Source organism: Shewanella benthica KT99, from assembly GCF_000172075.1.
In the GTDB taxonomy this organism is placed as follows: domain Bacteria; phylum Pseudomonadota; class Gammaproteobacteria; order Enterobacterales; family Shewanellaceae; genus Shewanella; species Shewanella benthica_A.
Map to the genome: position 1 here is coordinate 34,203 of NZ_ABIC01000003.1, position 19,979 is coordinate 54,181.

The 19,979-nt window shown below is 46.2% G+C and carries 18 protein-coding genes and 3 pseudogenes; 14 read left to right on the forward strand and 7 right to left on the reverse strand.

The annotated features are described in order from the left end of the window. Positions 1-370: 370 nt before the first annotated feature. Positions 371-952, forward strand: a complete 582-nt coding sequence (gene rsmD / locus KT99_RS01660) for a 16S rRNA (guanine(966)-N(2))-methyltransferase RsmD (protein WP_198401984.1) — start codon at positions 371-373, stop codon at positions 950-952. Here the strand turns inward: rsmD and KT99_RS01665 are convergent. Further along, positions 949-1,272, reverse strand: a complete 324-nt coding sequence (locus KT99_RS01665) for a hypothetical protein (protein ID WP_157752171.1) — start codon at positions 1,270-1,272, stop codon at positions 949-951. The two genes, rsmD and KT99_RS01665, sit on opposite strands and share 4 nt — an antisense overlap. Here KT99_RS01665 and KT99_RS23450 point away from each other — a divergent pair, their 5' ends adjacent. Together KT99_RS23450 and KT99_RS23455 are read left to right on the forward strand one after the other, a co-directional pair. Beyond that, a complete protein-coding gene (locus KT99_RS23450; protein WP_420038526.1) occupies positions 1,273-1,374 on the forward strand; it encodes a DUF1145 domain-containing protein in 102 nt (33 codons plus the stop codon). 38 nt (positions 1,375-1,412) lie between these two features. After that, positions 1,413-1,571 carry a hypothetical protein gene (locus tag KT99_RS23455; protein WP_420038527.1) on the forward strand — a complete coding sequence of 53 codons (159 nt, stop codon included), beginning with the start codon at positions 1,413-1,415 and terminating at the stop codon, positions 1,569-1,571. Between the two features lie 147 nt (positions 1,572-1,718). Here the strand turns inward: KT99_RS23455 and KT99_RS01675 are convergent, their stop codons facing one another. Further along, positions 1,719-2,282 (reverse strand): NapC/NirT family cytochrome c, encoded by a 564-nt coding sequence (locus KT99_RS01675; RefSeq protein WP_005496347.1) that lies wholly within the window; start codon positions 2,280-2,282, stop codon positions 1,719-1,721. Between the two features lie 392 nt (positions 2,283-2,674). On the opposite strand from KT99_RS01675, the gene KT99_RS01680 reads away from it, so the two are divergent. From KT99_RS01680 to KT99_RS01705, 7 genes and pseudogenes are all read left to right on the forward strand, one after another. After that, positions 2,675-3,187, forward strand: coding sequence for a hypothetical protein (locus KT99_RS01680; protein WP_005496348.1), 513 nt, complete (start codon positions 2,675-2,677; stop codon positions 3,185-3,187). A 179-nt stretch (positions 3,188-3,366) separates the two neighbouring features. After that, positions 3,367-3,798, forward strand: coding sequence for a DUF2057 family protein (locus tag KT99_RS01685; protein WP_040571491.1), 432 nt, complete (start codon positions 3,367-3,369; stop codon positions 3,796-3,798). Between the two features lie 214 nt (positions 3,799-4,012). Further along, on the forward strand, positions 4,013-4,453 hold the full coding sequence (locus KT99_RS01690) for a hypothetical protein (RefSeq protein WP_005496351.1): 441 nt from the start codon (positions 4,013-4,015) through the stop codon (positions 4,451-4,453). 386 nt (positions 4,454-4,839) lie between these two features. Then, positions 4,840-4,909, forward strand: a pseudogene (locus KT99_RS23690) (heavy metal-binding domain-containing protein); the annotation flags it as partial. Then, a complete protein-coding gene (locus tag KT99_RS23695) occupies positions 4,900-5,127 on the forward strand; it encodes a heavy metal-binding domain-containing protein (protein WP_442852229.1) in 228 nt (75 codons plus the stop codon). The pseudogene KT99_RS23690 and the gene KT99_RS23695, both read left to right, overlap by 10 nt. 22 nt (positions 5,128-5,149) lie before the next feature. Further along, positions 5,150-6,679, forward strand: a complete 1,530-nt coding sequence (locus KT99_RS01700) for an efflux RND transporter periplasmic adaptor subunit (protein ID WP_005496361.1) — start codon at positions 5,150-5,152, stop codon at positions 6,677-6,679. A gap of 94 nt (positions 6,680-6,773) precedes the next feature. Beyond that, positions 6,774-9,905 carry an efflux RND transporter permease subunit gene (locus KT99_RS01705; protein ID WP_005496362.1) on the forward strand — a complete coding sequence of 1,044 codons (3,132 nt, stop codon included), beginning with the start codon at positions 6,774-6,776 and terminating at the stop codon, positions 9,903-9,905. A 264-nt stretch (positions 9,906-10,169) separates the two neighbouring features. Here the strand turns inward: KT99_RS01705 and KT99_RS01710 are convergent. The 3 genes and pseudogenes from KT99_RS01710 to KT99_RS01720 form a co-directional block, all read right to left on the reverse strand. After that, positions 10,170-11,087: pseudogene (locus KT99_RS01710) on the reverse strand (IS3 family transposase); the annotation flags it as partial. Next, the gene (locus tag KT99_RS01715) at positions 11,050-12,078 is read right to left on the reverse strand and encodes an HlyD family secretion protein (protein WP_005496368.1); all 1,029 of its coding nucleotides are present in this window, start codon (positions 12,076-12,078) and stop codon (positions 11,050-11,052) included. The pseudogene KT99_RS01710 and the gene KT99_RS01715, both read right to left, overlap by 38 nt. Continuing rightward, on the reverse strand, positions 12,071-12,406 hold the full coding sequence (locus KT99_RS01720) for an MFS transporter (protein ID WP_040571475.1): 336 nt from the start codon (positions 12,404-12,406) through the stop codon (positions 12,071-12,073). The genes KT99_RS01715 and KT99_RS01720 overlap by 8 nt, the downstream gene beginning before the upstream one ends. A gap of 138 nt (positions 12,407-12,544) precedes the next feature. On the opposite strand from KT99_RS01720, the gene KT99_RS01725 reads away from it, so the two are divergent. Further along, entirely contained in the window at positions 12,545-13,102 is a 558-nt protein-coding gene (locus tag KT99_RS01725) for an AraC family transcriptional regulator (RefSeq protein WP_005496372.1), read from the forward strand. A gap of 151 nt (positions 13,103-13,253) precedes the next feature. On the opposite strand, the gene mtr is transcribed toward KT99_RS01725, so the two are convergent. Beyond that, a complete protein-coding gene (mtr, locus tag KT99_RS01730; RefSeq protein ID WP_005496373.1) occupies positions 13,254-14,510 on the reverse strand; it encodes a tryptophan permease in 1,257 nt (418 codons plus the stop codon). Continuing rightward, complete coding sequence (plsB, locus tag KT99_RS01735; RefSeq protein ID WP_005496379.1) at positions 14,510-16,933, reverse strand: glycerol-3-phosphate 1-O-acyltransferase PlsB; 2,424 nt, start codon at positions 16,931-16,933, stop codon at positions 14,510-14,512. Before plsB ends, mtr begins: the two co-directional genes overlap by 1 nt. A 306-nt stretch (positions 16,934-17,239) precedes the next feature. Here plsB and lexA point away from each other — a divergent pair, with 306 nt between their 5' ends. The 3 genes and pseudogenes from lexA to coxB form a co-directional block, all read left to right on the forward strand. Further along, on the forward strand, positions 17,240-17,857 hold the full coding sequence (gene lexA, locus KT99_RS01740; RefSeq protein ID WP_005496382.1) for a transcriptional repressor LexA: 618 nt from the start codon (positions 17,240-17,242) through the stop codon (positions 17,855-17,857). 32 nt (positions 17,858-17,889) lie between these two features. Then, entirely contained in the window at positions 17,890-18,402 is a 513-nt protein-coding gene (locus KT99_RS01745) for a cell division inhibitor SulA (RefSeq protein ID WP_005496384.1), read from the forward strand. A 432-nt stretch (positions 18,403-18,834) separates the two neighbouring features. Next, positions 18,835-19,947 (forward strand): annotated as a pseudogene (gene coxB, locus KT99_RS01755) (cytochrome c oxidase subunit II); the annotation flags it as partial. Between the last annotated feature and the right edge of the window lie 32 nt (positions 19,948-19,979).

Genomic DNA, 19,979 nt, shown 5'->3' on the forward strand with positions numbered 1-19,979 from the left:
TAACGGACTTAACTTTGAAACTGGATGGTCTGCCGACTCTATCGATGTACAATCTCAGCGAAACCATCCAATCATGTATTTGTTTATCTAAATTTTTATCTGATGTTATCTGCTGCTTACCTATTGCGCGCCAGTAAATAATCATTCGAATAATTATTTTAGCAACGCCATACAGACAAACTGGTTTTGGGCCATATTATAACCACAAGAAAGAGGTAAATATGCAGAGAAACAAGCCTTTCCCAGCAATAACCTCAGGTTTTCACCATTTCTACTAGCATTGGGGTAAAATAACCACCTTTCATTGGGCGAAACAGTCTATCACTTTCTCCCTTAAGACCAAAAACCAGCTAAACAAATGGGTAAAGAGATGGCAAAAAATAAACCTTCCAGTGGCCAAGTTAGAATCATCGCGGGCCAGTGGCGCTCGAGGCGTCTACCTATTCACGATTTAGAAGGCTTAAGGCCCACAACCGATAGAATCAGAGAGACATTGTTCAACTGGCTTGCAGGTGATTTGACTGGCGCCCGAATACTCGATTGCTTCGGCGGCAGTGGCGCGCTCTGTTTCGAGTCTCTCTCTCGCTACGCAAGCTATGCCAAGGTTTTCGAGCTCCAAGCCAGTGCGGCAGAGCAACTCAAACTAAATCTAAAAAACCTCAAGTGTGACTCATCTATGGCCGATGTCATCAAAGGCGATACCCTTAAATTATTAGCTGTTGAGCCTCAGGAAGGCTTCGACATCGTCTATATCGACCCTCCGTTTAGAAAGGATCTCGCCGAGAAAAGTATTCAGTTAATCGCAGAACATAACTGGCTCAAGGAAAATGCTCAGATCTATGTGGAGACCGAAAGCGAGCTGGAACAGCTAAGCGTACCGTCTAACTGGGTGCAGTTAAAAGAGAAGAAGGCGGGTCAAGTCATCTACCGTCTGTATCAATATCAGCCTTAAAAGCTCTTAGCGATAAGCGGTAAGCGGTAAGCGATAAGCGGTAAGCGGTAAGCGGTAAGCGATAAGCGGTAAGCGATAAGCGGTAAGCGATAAGCGGTAAGCGATAAGCGGTAAGCGATAAGCGGTAAGCGATAAGCGGTAAGCGGTAAGCGATAAGCGATAAGCGGTAAGCGATAAGCGGTAAGCGATAAGCGGTAAGCGATAAGCGGTAAGCGGTAAGCGATAAGCGGTAAGCGATAAGCGGTAAGCGATAAGCGATAAGCGGTAAGCGGTAAGCAATAAGCGGTAAGCGGTAATAATAAATGCAGACAGACAAGCAAATGAAGTTTATCAACTTTTTTATAATCACCGGTAAGACTATTACCCTCTTTGCCTGGTTAATAATGGCCTACAATTTAGTTCAGCCCTTCGAAGGTACCTAGCCGGTATCCTGAATATCTTATTTGCCGTGACCCTATTAATGCACGCCTTTCAGGTCGTCATCTTTCATACTCGATTCAAATCTCGGCTAACTCTGCACCAAAGCGATTACCTAAACGTGCTCGCCTTCGGCATATTCAGCCGACTAAGCTATCGAAGCAAGACGCCTGCACCCAATGGCACGAGAGCGTATAGGTAACTTGAATGATACAAGCTGGTACGAACTCATACAGGAGCAATAAAGAACGCTTGTTTAGTTTATATATCAACAAGCATAAGAAAGCCCCATAGTGCTAACTATGGGGCTTTCTAGATTATTCTGTATCGGCACTAAGCCCTTTAATGCTTATCCCTTAGGGTAAACGTGTGCAACACCCTTGTGACAATCTACACAAGTCTTGCGCTTATCGGCTTCTTTCTTGAAGTTGCGCTCATGCATTCTCTTCGCCATCTTCTTCATAGTATCTGGCTGGTTCTCGTAGATACGAGTATGACAATGCTGACAGTTAGCTGAATCGGTAGCACGGAAGTATTTAAGCGCGTGATCGGCTTGTTCCTTACGGTTCTCATCTAGCCAGGCTTGAGTATTGAAGCCATCGATAGTCAGGAAGCCATATAGATCTTTAGATACGATGATCTTCTTAATCATGTACTTAATAGGATTGTGAGGTAGGTGACAATCTTGACACTGAACAGTCACACCCGCACGACCTCCGCCGTGTGCAGAAGCCAACACTTCATCTTTCAGAGAGTGATTGCTGTGACAAGACATACAGAACTCATCTGAACTTGTCGCATGTAAAGTTTGTTGTGTAGCAAAGTAGCCAACAACACCGACTACAACACCAACCACTAGTAGGGCTAATATTGAGTATTTCGCACTTGGTTTAAATAGGGCACGCCAATTCATCACTCATCTCCGTAATATATGATTTTTATTTAGTACTTATTGTTACTTCATCTCTATGACAAAAATTATAAACCAGATCTTACCGCCTGATATGAGAGAAATAGTGCAAATGAGATCTAGCTCTAACTCTATATTGCGAAATAGCTAAATTTGTACTCAGCTCGATTATATTCACTCTAGCTAAAGTTAAACCAACCCCATGCACTTAGCAAGGAGATAGTCGTAATCAACTGATAGTTATTAAATTTTATTTAAAATCACATATAAAAACCTTTTATTAACCCCTTTATTGACCTCGATCAAAAAAATATTTTCAAAGTTTGAAACTTTTTATATAATGGCTGGGTCTATTAGAACGGCACTGTATTCATTTAACGAGTTAAGAGCGAGAAATGTTGAAGCAAATTACACATCTTGTATTAATCATCTCTTTGGTGGGGCAATTTATGCTTACACCTGTGATGGCTATGCCAAGATTTTTGCACGCATTTACTCATGCTCATATGGCAGAGATGGACAACTCGAATGCATCAATGAAAATGTCCATGGGCCAAGCTCCACAGAGCTCAACATTCAACTCACAAGTTACATACTCCTCAGATGCAAGCTCTGCTCAAAAACACCAGATAACCATGAAACATGGTGAGAAAAAATGTGACATGGTGATCGCGAATATGACTGCCAGTGATGGCAATCTCCTTATCAACTGTGATGTCCTATGCGAGATGATGGGGGCAGGTGAATGTATCTCTCACTGTGCCAACGCCAGCGGTATCTTAATTCAAGCTCCATTGTCAGCGTCATCGCCAGAGTCCAGCGATAAAGTGCATACTCTTTCATGGTCAACACAAACTGCAGAGCCAGCCACGTTTAATCCCCCTCCGATTTGGACAAGCTTAACTTAACCGTTATTAGTTTGGCGCCTAGGTATATAGCTAACGGCGCGCCCAAAGCAAATTATTTTTACCTCAAGACAGAGCCTAATGCCTGTGTCTATGAAGATGCTCTTTACTTTAGAGCCTACGATAGTCAGCAGCCTTGTGGATCTTATTTCTGTCTCGGTATGTTCCAATTGGAGTCTATTATGAAAACATTTATCACCATCGCAGCCCTGACCCTTGCTAGTCTAGTTAGCTTTTCATCTTCAGCCGCGAGTGTCTCTTTCCCCGATTCACTCTCAGTTACCGGCATTAATGGAGACACCAAGTTTGACACCCACGAGATTCAGCTTGCCGAGGGTAAGAATCTCATCGAGCTTAAGTATCACGACATTTTCGAAGTCAATGCAGATGACTCAGGCGCCTGGGTAAAATCTGCGCCTCTCTACCTCATCATGAGTTCGAATGAACAGGCACAGTATCAGGCCATGACGCCTGTGATCGATACCGCAGAAGAAGCCTATGATTTTATCGATAACCCGGTGATCACCTTAAAAGATGCTCAAGGAGAGAGCAGAGATATCACCTTGCTTAATCACCATCAGCTGATGGCTAAGCTTCTGCTAGCTAGGGAATAACTCTTGATAAAATCTAAGCCAATTCAATAGCAAGCCCTATTGAATTGGCTAAATAGTCTTTTTAGATACAGTTAATGAAGCAAAATTGAATGAGTAATAGTGATAAGCAGATATATCGAATAACGCAACTAGCCAAAGTCGATATATGTGAATGCTGTCAATATACTATTACTTACTCATGTTAGACTAATCACAACTCATTATTGGAATCTTTATGTTTACGTTTTTTCGTCGTCACACATTGATAGCCTTTACCCTGCTCGCTATGCTGAGCCAAGGACTGTTATCTAATGGGTCGATGATGATAGGAAAAGCACAAGCACATGACGCCATGATATCTGGTTCACACCATTCACAAATGATGAGTATGAAAGATGGAGCTGCTTACCACTCGGAACGGACAGAGAACATCCCCCATTGCTGTGACTCAGAGCGACTCGACGATGTGCTTCCCGACGAAGCTCAGAGCTGCTGTGACGGCAAAGGATACTGCCAGGGTGATTGTAATCATTGTCTCGTTATCTCGGTGACATGCACTCTTTTCGATACTAAATCTTGGCCAGGATTTAGTCCCTCTGAGTTAGCATTGGCCACTCAAATGCCTCATTTCCGTTCAATCTCAATCTCTAAAGATATCCGACCTCCCATAGCTTAAAAATAGGACTTAAGATGCTTTCATCTTAAATCCAGTAGTCCTTCGACTACGTGCAAAGCTATATCTTTAAAACAATTATTCGTATCGATCCGATTAATAATTAAATTCTTAACAGCACGATTTGCTCTGTCTGTCAGACTATCGACTTATTATGCTTAATTAAGACTGTTATTCATTGTGATTAGTCTTATATTAGCCGTTACTTGTTTCCGATCTATTAGATCAAACCTAGACGGCCGCCTATATGATGGAATTTATAAATGAAAACCCTTATTAGCCTTATTTTATCAGCCTTTATCTTGATTTCAGTTGTGCCAGCCGTCTCTGCACACGATCATTCTCAGCAGCAAGAACAAGCTCAACAACATGAAATGAAGGCCGATCATGCTTGCCCTATGCATCCGGAAGTAACGGGGCAAAAAGGTGATACTTGTCCTAAATGCGGTATGAACTTAACTGCAGTAAAAAGCGCCTCTAATGGTCAGAGTTGTAATAATTGCCCACACCATAAGGCATCGGCTCATGAACAGGATACGTCAGCTGATACTCACGCCTGCCCGATGAACGCAGAGATAACAGGTAAAGAGGGCGACACGTGCCCGAAATGTGGCATGAACCTAGAGCCTATGCAAGCGCAGGCTGACACTAAACCAGCAGTTCACCACAAACACTAATTTTGAGTGGATATGAGGCATCATGAGTCAATTTGAAATGAACAATAAACATAAAAAACTAGCCTACCTGCTCAGCCTATTTATGGTTCTGACCCCCCAGCTAGCCAATTCTCAGTCACTGATTACCCAGAGTACGGCGACAGAGCACACTGAGCATAGCCAGACACAAGGGCATGAAACGGTAACCTATTCGTGCCCCATGCATCCCGAAGAAACCAGCCATGAGCCGGGTAGCCGTTGCTCTATCTGTAACATGTTCCTCGTGGAAGAGGAGGAGGAGGAAGAGAGAGAGGATATGGATCACTCGGCCCATAATATGAGCGAATCAACCCCAGAAGATCACTCTAGGCACGAGCATAAGGCTCAGACAGCACTCACTCCTGCTGACACAGTATTTAACAGTGCTAAACCTGCTTCACTCGATGAAGCTGTAACGATCAAGTTTGTCTGTCCGATGCACGCGCACATTATCAGTGACGTTCCGGGCACCTGCCCTATCTGTGGCATGAATCTGGAAAAAGTCGAGGTAGGTGGTGGTAATAGCAAAGAGATCCAGATAAACGTCTCCGGTGCCATGCAACAAGCCTTGGCCCTAAAGGTTGCTAAAGTAGAAAAAGATACCCTGTGGAAATTTGTTCAGACCGTAGGTCAGATAGATTATGACGAGAGTAAGATAATTCACCTTCATGCCAGAGTTACCGGCTGGATCGAGAAGCTAATGATCAAATCTGTGGGCGACAAGATCACTAAAGGCCAACTCTTGTATGAAATCTATTCACCCGATCTAATCAATGCACAGGATGACTTCCTGCTCGCCCAAGATACCTTGAGACGTACGGGTAAGAATGCCAGTTATGAAGATTTAGTCAGAAAAGCAGGCTTAAGATTAGAATTACTCGGCTTTAATAAAAGCCAAATAAAGACATTGGCAAAGTCGAAGCAGACTCAATATCGAGTGCCATTTTATGCCAAGAGTGACGGTATAGTTAAAGAACTCACGGTCCGTGATGGCATGTATATTCAGCCCTCTACCGAGATCATGTCCATAGTCGACTTCTCTACAGTTTGGGTGATAGCCGATGTATTTGAAAACGAACAAAGCTGGCTCGAAGTGGGCCAAAAAGCCGAGGTCTCTGTACCAGCCATGGGGATCAAGGGGATCGAAGGCAAGATAGATTATATCTATCCGGAACTGGATCCTGTGACCCGCAGCTTACGAGTCAGAATTGTGGTTCAGAATCACAACCTAGAGCTAAGACCAAACACCTTAGTCAAAATAAGCATCTTCGGTGGTCCCAACGAAGATGTTCTGGTGATCCCTCAAGAAGCTCTGATCCAAACGGGTAAAGAGAATCGCGTCATCGTAAAGCTTGAAAATAACAATTTTACCGCACGTCAGGTCACTGTGGGCATGCTAAGCCAAGGTAAGGCCGAGATTCTCGAAGGTTTGAGCGAGGGCGAACTCGTGATCACTTCCGGTCAATTTTTACTCGACTCAGAAGCCAGTCTCAAGGGCAGCTTAATGCGCCTTAGTAGCGGTCATCAGCACTAGGAGGATTTGAATATGCTTAAAAATATTAATGACGAAGCCTCTATTAGTAATAGAACTATCCCTAGCTACGACTTGATAGCGGGAGGCTCTACCCATGCTTAAGAAAATCATCGAAGCCTCAATCAGACAGAGGTTAATGGTGTTGATTGTCACCATAATGATCACCGTTTGGGGTGTTCAGGAACTAAGAAATACACCCTTGGATGCCTTACCGGATCTCTCGGATGTACAAGTTATTATCAAGACGTCTTTCCCGGGACAGGCACCTAAATTGGTAGAGGAACAAGTTACATATCCCCTATCGACAGCCATGTTAGCCGTTCCGGGAGCCAAGACAGTTCGTGGTTACTCCTTCTTCGGCGACTCTTATGTCTATGTCATTTTCGAAGATGGTACAGATATCTACTGGGCTCGTTCTCGAGTGTTGGAGTATCTGAATCAGGTTGGTAGCCGCTTGCCTCAAGGAGCTCAGCCATCACTGGGGCCAGATGCTTCTGGGGTCGGTTGGATCTACGAATATGCCTTGGTAGATAGATCGGGGAATCTAGATCTTTCTCAGCTAAAAAGTCTTCAAGATTGGTATCTGAAACTTGAGCTTCAAAGCGTACCTGGTGTGTCTGAAGTCGCCACAGTAGGCGGCATGGAACTCACCTACCAGATAGTCATAGAGCCCGATAAGTTAGCCATCTATAAGCTAGATATCGCTGCGATAAAAGATGCTATCTCTAAATCGAATTCCGAAGTAGGCGGTTCTGTTATCGAGATGGCCGAAGCAGAATACATGGTACGCGCCAAAGGTTATCTCCAAACATTGGATGATTTTAGGGAGATACCTCTCGGGGTCACTAGCCCTTCGGGAACACCTCTATTACTTAAGGACGTAGCCACAGTACGTAAAGGGCCTGCATCACGCCGAGGTATCGCCGAACTAGATGGAGAAGGTGAAGTCGTCGGTGGCATCATAGTCATGCGTTACGGTGAAAATGCCTTAGCCACCATTAAAGCAGTAAAAAAGAAGCTCGAACAACTTAAAGTCGGCCTGCCTGAAGGGGTAGAGATCATCCCGACTTATGATAGATCTAAATTGATCGAAAGCTCGGTAGAAAACCTATTCCACAAGGTGCTCGAAGAGATGTTTGTCGTTGGCTTGGTCTGCCTGCTGTTCCTCATGCACGCACGTTCTACCTTAGTCGCCGTGATCACTCTGCCTCTGGCGATACTCATTGCATTCATAGTGATGAATAAGATGGGCGTCACCGCAAACATCATGAGTTTAGGTGGCATCGCCATTGCCATCGGGGCCGTTGTTGATGGTGCTATCGTGATGATCGAAAACCTGCATAAGCATCTAGAACATTTCGAACAGGACAATAATCGGAGACCGAACACTAAGGAACACTGGAAGCTAGTCACAGAAGCCTCGGTCGAAGTCGGTCCAGCATTATTCTCCTCCTTGCTTATCATTACCCTGAGTTTCATGCCAGTCTTTGCCTTGGAAGCTCAGGAGGGCAGACTCTTTGGCCCTCTGGCTTATACAAAAACCTTTACAATGGCTGCGGCAGCCTTACTGTCTATCACCCTTGTACCTGTCCTTATGGGCTTCTTTATCAGAGGCAAGATCCCTAAAGAAACCAGCAATCCGCTCAGTCGATGTCTAATCGCTCTGTACAAGCCAGCTTTGACTCTGGTGCTTAAGTTTCCAAAGATGACACTGGTGGTTGCATTAATCACCCTAATGAGTGCCTGGTACCCAATGAGCCAATTAGGTAGTGAGTTCATGCCCGAACTGGATGAAGGTGATCTACTCTATATGCCTACTACCTTGCCAGGTATCAGTGCCAGTAAAGCCGCCGAGATACTGCAACAGACCGACAGATTGATTAAGACCGTCCCCGAGGTGAAGCGTGTATTCGGTAAGGTTGGCCGTGCTGAAACGGCGACAGATCCGGCACCACTGACCATGCTTGAAACGACCATAATGCTTAAACCCAGAGAGGAGTGGCGTGAAGGATACACCCTGCAGGACGTCATAGATCAGCTACAGAAAACCGTTAAAATCCCAGGGTTGACGAATGCTTGGGTGCAACCCATTAAGACGCGTATCGACATGCTCTCCACTGGTATCAAGACGCCTGTAGGCATCAAGATCACTGGCGCCGACGTGAATGAATTGCAGAAAATTGGCACAGAAATCGAAGCCATACTCAGTAAACTCCCCCATACTAAGTCAGCCTATGCCGAGCGTACGGGGGGAGGGCGTTACATCGATATCACACCTAAGCTTGATGTGGCCTCTCGCTATGGCATGACCCTGAGCGATATCCACGACGTGGTCCGCTATGCCATTGGTGGTATGAATATTGGTGAATCGGTTCAGGGAGCAGAACGTTACCCTATCAATCTCAGGTACCCGAGAGAACTCAGAGATAATATCGAGAAACTCAGAGAGCTACCTGTGATTACTAAGACGGGGCACTATCTGCCGCTGCGTCATTTAGCCGATATAGAGATCACCGATGGTGCACCTATGCTCAAGAGTGAAAATGGTCGTTTAATCTCTTGGGTTTTTATCGATATAGAAGGAACCTCTATCGGTGAGTATATCGAACAGGCGAAGTCAGCACTAGATAGTGAGTTAACAGTACCACCGAGATACAGCTACGTTTTTGCAGGTCAGTATGAATATATGCAGCGTGTAGATGAAAAGCTGAAGAAAGTGATCCCGATGGCATTGGGTGTCATCTTCATCATGTTGATGATGACATTCGGCTCGACGGTGCAAGCCAGCATGATCATGTTCAGCTTGCCGTTCGCACTCGTTGGCAGTACTTGGCTCTTGTATGCTCTTGACTTCAATATGTCTGTTGCCGTTGCCGTGGGCATGATAGCCCTAGCGGGGGTGGCAGCAGAGTTTGGCGTGGTGATGTTGGTTTACCTCAACAACGCCATCAAGCACAGAAAAGAGAAAGGTAAATATGAGGCGGTAAGCGATCTGAAAGAGGCCTTGATAGAAGGCGCCGTGATGCGAATTCGCCCCAAGGCGATGACCGTTGCAACTATCTTCTTTGGCCTACTGCCCATCATGTGGGGCACAGGAGCCGGCAACGATGTGATGCAGAAGATCGCCGCACCTATGGTCGGCGGTATGGTCACCGCGCCTCTATTATCACTGTTTGTACTACCAGCCCTCTACCTCTTGGTGTATTCACGTAAGCTAAACAAGTAGCAGCTAAGCGCTCTGTAATACTAAACACCCAGCAATGCTGGGTGTTTTTTTATGCAGGCTTTTTGAAGTTATAAACGTTACCAAACTAGAGTTGCAATCACGCTACCGCACTCGTCAAAGAATGAGCCGCTTTATAGATCCAAGGTGATAACAGAGAAGAAGCCACCCTGAGGATCATTGATCACGGCGAGTCGACCCACCTTATCGATATCGGTCGGAGGCACACGGTGTTTTTCAAGGTAGTTGACACTCTTTGCTTAAATTTTACGCTGCCTTTTCCGTCTCTTCATCAGGCACACTATCTGGGTTCAACATTACCGCGCCGATGGGTTCACAGTTTCTAATTCCGTTAGGCCAGCGCATCGGATTCCTCTCCTGCGCAGCTTCAAGTACGATTTTTCGATTGGACAAAATATCCTTATCTTGCATCGCATGTCTTTTGCCTGGTGACACAAAATTGAGCTTGCTATGTTTATGCTCATCGTTGTACCAAGTGACAAAATCATCAACCGTCTCTGTCAGGCTATTAAAACCTTTGCTAGGCCATTGTGGTCGGTACTTGAGCGTCCTAAATAATGACTCAGAATAAGGATTATCATTACTCACACTCGGTCTACTCAGTGAGGCTGTTACGCCCAACTCTTCAAGCTTAGCTTTCATGGTCAGACACTTCATTGGCGCACCATTATCTGAGTGCAACACCAGTGGCTGGTTAAAGCATTGTTCGCGTAGCATGTTTCGTTGCATGAGCTGGGCGGCAAGCTCACCACACTCCCGCTCATGGACTTCATAGCCAACAATTTTACGGCTGTAAATATCTTCAAACATATACAGATAATAAAACTGACCTTTGATGACCGAGGCGCAATAAGTGATATCCCAAGACCAAATTTCATTTGGGCCTTTAGCCTGATAAGCCTCAGGCTTACTCCTTGCCGTGATGTGGCGACTACGGCCACGATGATTGACCTGTTCGTTGGCTTTGAGCACGCGATAGTATGTTGATTCAGAAGCAATATAAACGCCTTCATCCAGGAGTGTCGGCACTATCTGCGACGGAGGTAAACTCGCAAACCTCGATTCATTGCACACATCCAACACTTGCTGACGTTCGTGCTTTGTCAGCTTATTGGCAGGCTCAGGCCTAACGGCTGTGGCCCGTCGGTCTGCTTGTACTTTTCCAGCGCTCCTGAGACTCACCCGTCGCCTCTATGATCGCCTCAACCTCGGCACTAAACACCTTGCCGGGATATACGGCGGAGGCAAATTCTGCACTCTGACCGACTCTGATGTTGCGTATGGCCTGATGGTTGACTCGCATCAACACATATTTTTCATCCGTGTACATCTGAATCCTGGGCATCACACCGATAAACTGCCCCTCACGCATGATGAAGTTAGTCACATAACCGTTGGCAGGGGCATAAATCTTAGTATTATCCAGATTCCACTGTGCCTGAGCGACCTTCTCCAGCTCACTATCCAGATCCGAACCACGACTCTGAATGGCCAGCATGGCCTTATCTATCTCGAGTCTGGCCGTATTCTCAGCAAGATTCGCCTTATCAATTTGGCCAATAGAGGTATCGACCTTGGCCTGAGCGATATCCACCTTGTTGTGCTGTTCATCGAGTTGACTGCCTGTGATTGTGTCCGGCACCACCCGATTCGGCTCGACATAGCGGGCCAAGGTTTTCTGCTTCCACAGCAGATCTTGTTTGCCTGCAAGCAACTTACTTTCACTGATAGCAATATCAGCAACGGCCGTCTTATGCTTCTTGCTTGCAAGTTCCACATCCTGTTTCGAGGCGGCGAGGGCGAGACTGGCAGACTCTTTCTCTGCCAGGGCCTGATTCAGGGTAATTCTATAGGGTTCTGCGTTCAACTCATAGATCAGCTGGCCCGCCTCCACTCGCTGATTCGGTGCCACATGGATATGACTAACGAGCCCCTTGATCTGACTCGATGCTGGCCTTAATTGGATGCGCGGCGATTGGACAAACGAGCCACCGGACATATCCATAGGGGTATAATTGAGCAAGCCAACCCAGACGAAGAGCAACCAGCCTGCTCCGCCGATGTAAGCGAAGGCTTGAGTAAATTTATTCCATGGCATGCCCACTAGGCGTAGCATATAGATTAACACGGCCCATAGGGCTAGCCCCTCAAGCATGATCATTCTCCTCTAACATTGTCGGCTCGTTAGGTTTTTCTTCTCGCCACACATCCCGGATATGACGGAGCGCCTTCTCACCGTCAACAAAAGCGACGATCACGGCCACCACCCACACCCCATGGAGAAAGAAACCTATCCAGGTGAGTGCGGTGATCAGCGCCACCTGATGATGTTGCTCTTTATGGGCCTTATTAATCGGCAGATCATGGATCTTCCAGAAGCCGACAGCCAAAGCCGTGGCAGTTGCGACCATCACCACTGTCGCCACTACATGTAGGCCAATATCGAACCCAGTGTCCACAAACGGCATACTAATTAAACTCATAAATAAAGTGATCCCATGCAAGAAAGTTAGATTAACCAGAAAATGATTCAAACGAGGTAAGTAATTGTTCTGCTCATCGAGCCAGAACTTACATTGAAATGCTAAATCTTGTATCCAGTTTGCCTCTTATGAAATACATTGAAGCACTTCCTAGGTAATAACTACCGACCACTGCAGATCCACGTCAGTGGCCCGGCTGTTGCTAGGCTGAAAGCTGAAACTCTGTTTAATTGTCCCGTTATCTGGAACGCCCCTCAGACAGAGATATGGATAAGTACTGACGCCTTGGTACAACAAGCAAACTTGCTGGCAGCGGAAAATAGTACGGTTTCTATGCCCCGCTCACTCTTCGAGCAATATCTGGATATGCCCCAACCCCATGATATTCCAAAGGTGTTATTTGAGATGGTCAACTACGCCAGATACTATGGCCCACCCACGGTAGACAGTGTCGCAGCCCTGTTTAATATTTCCAGACAACAACTACAACGCAGACTGCAGCTCCATGGTTTTAATTTTACTAGCATCTTTGGCTATATTCTCAGTAATCAAGCGATCAAATATATGCTAGATGATAGGTCTATCGAGGAAATAACTCTGTTACTTGGCTATGCCAATAAACAGAGCTTTAGCAAGGCATTCAAACGCTTCAGAAACTGTACACCGCAACAGTATTTAGCAAGGATAAAACCCTGACATCGCGACGATTGAACTGGATTTTATGGACAGCATCTCGCTCAGCTTAGGTTATCTTCAATGCAGGGAGCTTCTTTTTGTTATTTTGATATACAGTAAAAACAAACAGAGCCCATATCGGGCTCTGTTATTGCATGATTCTCAACTCAATTTAGCCGAACACGGGTAACAGTTCTGCCATAGCCAGCAGATGACAGGTTCCTGTGATGATGCCAAATAAGATCACTATGACGACCACCGGCGTGCCCCCGGGCACTCTGAAGCCTTCATATTGCGGATACATCTTTCTCACTCTATGGGCCATCATGGCGGGTACAATGGCCGCCCATATGGTTGCCGCAAGCGCAGCGAAGCCGATAGCAACCAGAAATCCATCGGGGAAGAGTAAACCCAATACAGTCGGCGGTATAAAAGTAACCGTAGCCGTCTTCAAACGCCCCGAACGAGACTCGTCAAAACCAAATAGATCCGCAAGATAATCAAACAGACCCAGAGTCACCCCGAGGAAGGAAGAGGCAACGGCTAAGTTGGCAAACAGGGTCAACATACTGGTTAGCCAATCGCTGGCAATCACCCCAGATAAGGCTCCGACTAAGACCCCCATATTACCGCCCTGAGCTATAATATCGACAAAGTCACTCCTTGGGATATTGCCCATGGTCGCGACTAACCAGCAGACATAGATGACAAACGCTATCAGGGTGCCTAAGACGATAGCCTTGATAATCGTGGCGGGATCTTTGCCATAATATTTAACCAGGCTAGGCACATTACCGTGATAACCGAAGCTCACCAGGCCGAAAGGTAGCGCGGCCAATAGATATGGCAGATATGTCTCTTCACCATCGGGCTTAAACAGCTTCACGGTATCAATATCTATCAGCAAGTTACCTACGGCAAGGAAGAAAGTGATGATCATGCCACCCAGCATAATAGTAGTGATCCTATCTACCGCTTTGGTGCTGATAAACACCACGAATGCCAGACCTAAGGCGAAGACCAGACCCGCCACGCTCTGGGGCAGCTCGATCCCGGCCGCCTCGAGACTATGATTAACGATAGATCCGCCACCACTGATATAAGCGTAGGCTAAGATGTAGAGCACGAAGGCGATAGAGAGACCATTCACTATTCGCCAAAAATTACCTAAGGTCTCACGAGTCAAGGTATCGAAACTGGCTCCGGGCTCGAAATGTAAGTTAGTCTCCAGCAGTAACAAACCAGAAACCAACATACACAACCAGACGCCGATCAGCATGGCGATCGAATAGCTAAACCACATTCCTGCACCGACAACTGGCAGAGAAAACATGCCAGCCCCAACAGCCGTTCCAGCGATAATCATGGCTCCACCCAGCAGGGAACGACGCTCAGTCCCACTCTTAGCCGCATTCATATGATTAGCCATTACGCTTTGTGCTCCGCAGCGACGCTATCTTCTATGGTTTGTCTGACAGATGAACGCAGCAGGCCATTGGCTCGCAGTCTAATCCGTTCGACGTCGCCTCTCTTGTCGCTATCTAATATATAACCTAGCTCTTTTAGCTTGACACTCAGGGTGCCGTAGAGCTTCTTATCATAAAATTCAGGCGCCGTGATACCATGGAGCGCACCCAGTCTCTGTGCCAATCTATGGCTCTCACGCTCAAGTTCTGAGCGCTCCATCTTAGGGCTGACTGCCAGCAGATTAAATATGATGGCATAACGTTGCATAGTCTCACTCACGGTACCCGCAAGCAGTAACAGCTGGTTGATCTGACTATCTACAGGCGAGAAGCATGCGGACTCGGTGATTAAACCTTGTGCGATAAACAGATCCAAGACTTGGGTAACATGAGCTTCTATGTCCTCAATACCCATAAACAATTCCGCTTTAAGCAAGGGGTAGAAATCTTTTACCGTAGCGATAATCTCGTCTCTGGTGATATGCTCATGCTGAGTCAAACAGCTGGCAATCAGCGATGGAACAATCAAGAGGTGGATGATATTGTTACGGTAATAGGTCATAGCTACTGCAATGCTATCCTCTATGGAGATAATATCTCCTAGCGGATCGCTATCTAGCTGAAACTTCTTTAGCTCTAAACCTTGCTGTACCAGTAACTTGCCATCACCTTCGGGTACCGAGGTAAATTCGGTATAGGGCAGATCTTTGAGCAATTTGAGATAGAGATCTAACTGCTTCTCAAGCTGTGAACGCTCCAGGGCATGTTGCTCAGAAGCGAGCAAGACCAGGCTGGTCAGAGTCACAGAGCTCACCGCCGCCGCATCGTTAATACTTGTCATAACCCGATTCGCTAAGGTATTCACCACCGGAGTTAGCCATTTAGGCTTCTGCTCAGGATCTTTGGCTAGCTCCTGCTTCCAATCGGGAATCTGCTCGTCCAGATAAAGATCTAAGGTGATGGGTTGACCAAAATTCACATAGCCTTGACCGAAGTTACCTAGCTTACGCAGCGCTCCCAAAAGCTGCCAAACAGACTCTTTCTTCTTCTTCTTGCCACTAAGCTCTTTATGATAGGTGGCGACCTCCATCACATGGTCATAACCTAAGTACACAGGTACTAAGGTTACCGGTCTTTCCATGCCTCGCAGCACACTATTAAGGGTCATGGCGATCATGCCAGTCTTAGGTGTGAGCAGACGCCCGGTGCGTGAACGCCCACCTTCGGTGAAGTATTCTACCGAGTAACCTTTGGTGAACAGCTGATCCAAATATTCACGAAAAACCGCCGTATAGAGCTTGTTGCCTCTGAAACTACGGCGAATGAAGAAGGCTCCGCCACGGCGGAACATAGGCCCGGCAGGCCAGAAATTGAGGTTGATACCCGCAGCGATGTGCGGTGGGACCATGCCTTCATAATAAAGAATATAAGACAGTAGTAAATAGTCCATATGACTACGGTGACAAGGCACATAGATGATCTCATGACCATCATGATGTAGCTGCCTTACCTGCTCGGCGCCTTTAATATTGATACCCTTGTAGAGCTTATTCCACAGCCAGGCCAAGAAACGCTCGGCGATGCGCACAAAGCTCTCGGAGTAATCCGCCGCGACTTCATCGAGAAACTCCATCGCCTTGGCTCTGGCCTCGACTTCGGAGATTTTCTTGCTCGACGCTTCCTCCAGAATCGCCTTCTTAAGGGACTCTGAATTTAACAGGTCTTGAAATAACACCTGACGTTTAGGCAAAACGGGTCCAGTCATGACCTTACGTTGACGGCTGAAGTGAACTCGAGCAACACGAGCCAACTTGTGAGCAATTCGTTTGTCGGTGCCATGCTCATCAGCCATATAACGAATTGAGACGGCATTAGAAAACTGCACGAAATTATGTCTGCCCAGGAAGAGGATCATCAGGCATTTTCGCAGCCAGGTCGGATTTTGACGCTCAAGCACTGCCGCCTTCATGGTATCGTCTTCTTTGCCTGGAGTACGCCCCCAGTAAAGGCTAACCGGCACAAGCTGTATATCCAGTTCAGGCTTCTGCCTATGTACCTTGAGCAGATCCATAAAGCTATTTAAGAAAAACTCGTTGCTTTCTCTTTGACCAAATAGCGGCTTGGCACCTTCCAGACACACCACTCTCGGTGTGCGCTCACCATCGACAACCAGCTCATCATAAGGGCTTGGCAGTCCATACTTACTGGTGATTTCACTTAAGGAAGCTATGTCGCTAAGAGATTCAGTCTTCATCACATAAACCACAGGCTTATCAGGATCTAAGTTGAGATCGGCGAAGGGGTCACGGGGCACAACTATTGTTTGTACCAGCTTTTTCTGAATCCAACGTAAGGATTGATACCAAAGAGAGTCTTTTTTTGACATTTTTCTTATACAGTGTGAGTCTTCTTAATAACGGCATAGAATACCAGATAAAACAGAGAACTCCCTAATCTAGTCGGCAAAATCCGCCCTAAGCCTGATTTATAGCGTTATCGCTAAAACAAATTCTGACTCGCTTAGTGTTTATGCTTGGAAGGGAGGAGGGGGGATAGTTAAAGGTGATGAAAGCTTAGTTTAAAACACTTGGCCTAGGGTTTTCTCTACACACTCAATAAACTTGGTTAATCCTTGCACTGACAGGAATACTGTATATACTGACAGTAACTGTATAAAAAGACAGGATTCATCATGAGACCTTTGACACCAAGACAAGCCGAGATCCTAGAACTCATTAAGCGTAATATTTCCGATACCGGAATGCCTCCGACTCGAGCCGAAATAGCTAAGCGACTAGGTTTCAAGAGCGCCAACGCTGCCGAAGAACATCTTAAGGCATTGGCCAAGAAAGGTCGAATCGAGATCATTCCTGGTACATCCCGCGGCATCCGACTCATCCAAGCAGCGGAGCCAGAAGATTTAGGCTTACCATTGATCGGCCAAGTTGCCGCCGGTGAACCCATCCTAGCCGAGGAACATATAGAACAACATTATAAGGTCGACCCAAGCATGTTTAGTCCCTGTGCCGATTTTCTACTTAGGGTGCATGGCGACAGCATGAAAGATATCGGCATTCTCGAGGGCGATCTGCTCGCAGTGCATAAGATTTCACAAGCTAAAAATGGCCAAATTGTCGTGGCTAGAGTGGAAGACGATGTCACAGTAAAACGCTTTGAGAAAAAGGGCAGCATGGTTTATCTCCACGCTGAAAATGAAAATTATGCACCGATAGTGGTCGATCTCACCAGTCAGAGCCTGAGCATTGAGGGACTGGCAGTCGGCGTGATCCGTAACGGCAACTGGCAATAAATGAAATCGCACATTGGCGAAGGAGCTTGGTAATGAAAAATCTAATCGGAAATAGCCCTAGACACCCAGGTTTATGGACCAACCCCCTTGACCAAGCGTCCATCGACCAAAAGTGTGGCAGTATCACCACAGTAAGTACCCACACTCAGGGCCGGGTGGAACTGAAAAATGTGAGCAATCGGCTCGCCACATTGAGCCATCAGGGACAATGGATCGTATTGATCAGTCCTCCCAACATAGGTTACAAGCAGATGTTAGCCGAAGCTGGTGTTAGAATGGACCGTGTCCTCTTGGTTCATGCTAAAGACGAAATCGAAACCTTATGGGCCATGGAAAAAGCACTCATAAGTGGTACATCCAGTGCCGTCATCTGCTGGACTCAGGTCTTAGATTCCCGTGACAACCGCCGACTCAGACTCGTAGAAAAGAGCGCTCGCGCCCTTGGCATTGTCATCGAAGATGCAAATAGTCACTTACACGCTAAAGCCCATAGCCAAACAGATGCTCACTTCAGTCAAGCCTGTTTATTTGACTCTCTGCACTAATTTCCAGTCAATGTAGCCAATAGAAAAATGATTATTTAACTCCCGCAAGGGACTTTTTTAGCTGATTTTTATTCGAATTATTTAAAAAATTCATTAAAAGTGATCTTGATCAATATTTCAACACCAAGTAAGTTAGGCATATAACAACGATAATTTGTTATATCCAAACGATTTAGTAGTCGGCGTAGTAAAGCCCTGCCATATGTGGAAGGCCAGATATTTACCTCGCTGAAGTCGGTACTGATATATTCAGCCGTAGGTGCGAGTGTGGTTAACTCTGGTAGATAAGTGACTGCCAAACTAAAATAACAAGTGAACCGCCACTGCACTTTGAAGTCATCGTTGCTTTTTTGGGAACTGAAGAGTTTGCATAGAGCAGAGACTTACTGTGTGACTCTTCTTTGTCTTAATTTTTGACAGAGGAGAAGTCTAGTGAAGCGAGTGTGGTATATTTTTCTGGCGTTACTGTTTACGCCTTACGTTTTGGCAGCAGAAATGCCCCTTAATATGACCAAGGGGGTCACGGATATCAGTGGCCAGGTATATAACCTGCACATGACCATCCTGTATATCTGTTGTGCCATCGGTGTTGTGGTTTTCGGAGTGATGATCTATTCCATGATCAATCACCGAAAGTCTAAGGGTGCCATAGCAGCCAATTTCCACGAAAGTACTAAGGTCGAGATAGCCTGGACCATTGCACCTTTCATCATACTCATTATTATGGCAATTCCGGCGACTAAGACTTTAATCGCCATGGAAGATCCTAGTGATGCCGACATCACCATCAAGATCACAGGGTCTCAATGGAAATGGCATTACAGCTATTTCGACCAAGATATAGAATTTTATAGTTTACTCTCAACCCCGAGAGCACAAATAGAGGGAACTGAGGAGAAGGGAGAGAACTATCTCCTCGAGGTCGATAAGCCCTTAGTACTTCCCATCAATAAAAAAGTTCGCTTCCTGATGACATCTGAAGATGTGATCCACTCCTGGTGGGTTCCGGCATTTGCCGTCAAGAAAGACGCTAACCCAGGTTTCATCAATGAAGCATGGACTCGTATCGATATCCCGGGTACCTATCGCGGCCAATGTGCCGAGCTCTGTGGTAAAGATCACGGTTTTATGCCAATCGTGGTCGAGGCCCTAAGCCAAGCCGATTTCGACATCTGGGTTGCCGAACAAAAAAATCAAGCTAGCACCGCCGCAGCAGAGGCAGAGGCCTCCTTGAGTAAATCACTCTCCATGGATGAGCTTATGGCCCAAGGTGAACAGGTATACATGTCTCGATGTGCCGCATGTCATCAACCTAACGGCATGGGTTTACCCGGCGTATTCCCTCCAATGAAAGGCAGCCCAATCACCACAGGACCATTAATGGATCACCTTGAGATCGTTATCAATGGGAAGGCGGGCACTGCGATGCAGGCTTTTGGAAAGCAATTAACCGCACAAGAAATTGCCACAGTAATTACTTATGAACGTAACGCGTGGGACAACAACACAGGCGATATGATTCAGGCTGCTGATGTCAGTCAGCATGGCCAATAGGGAGTAAATATGAATACTTTAAC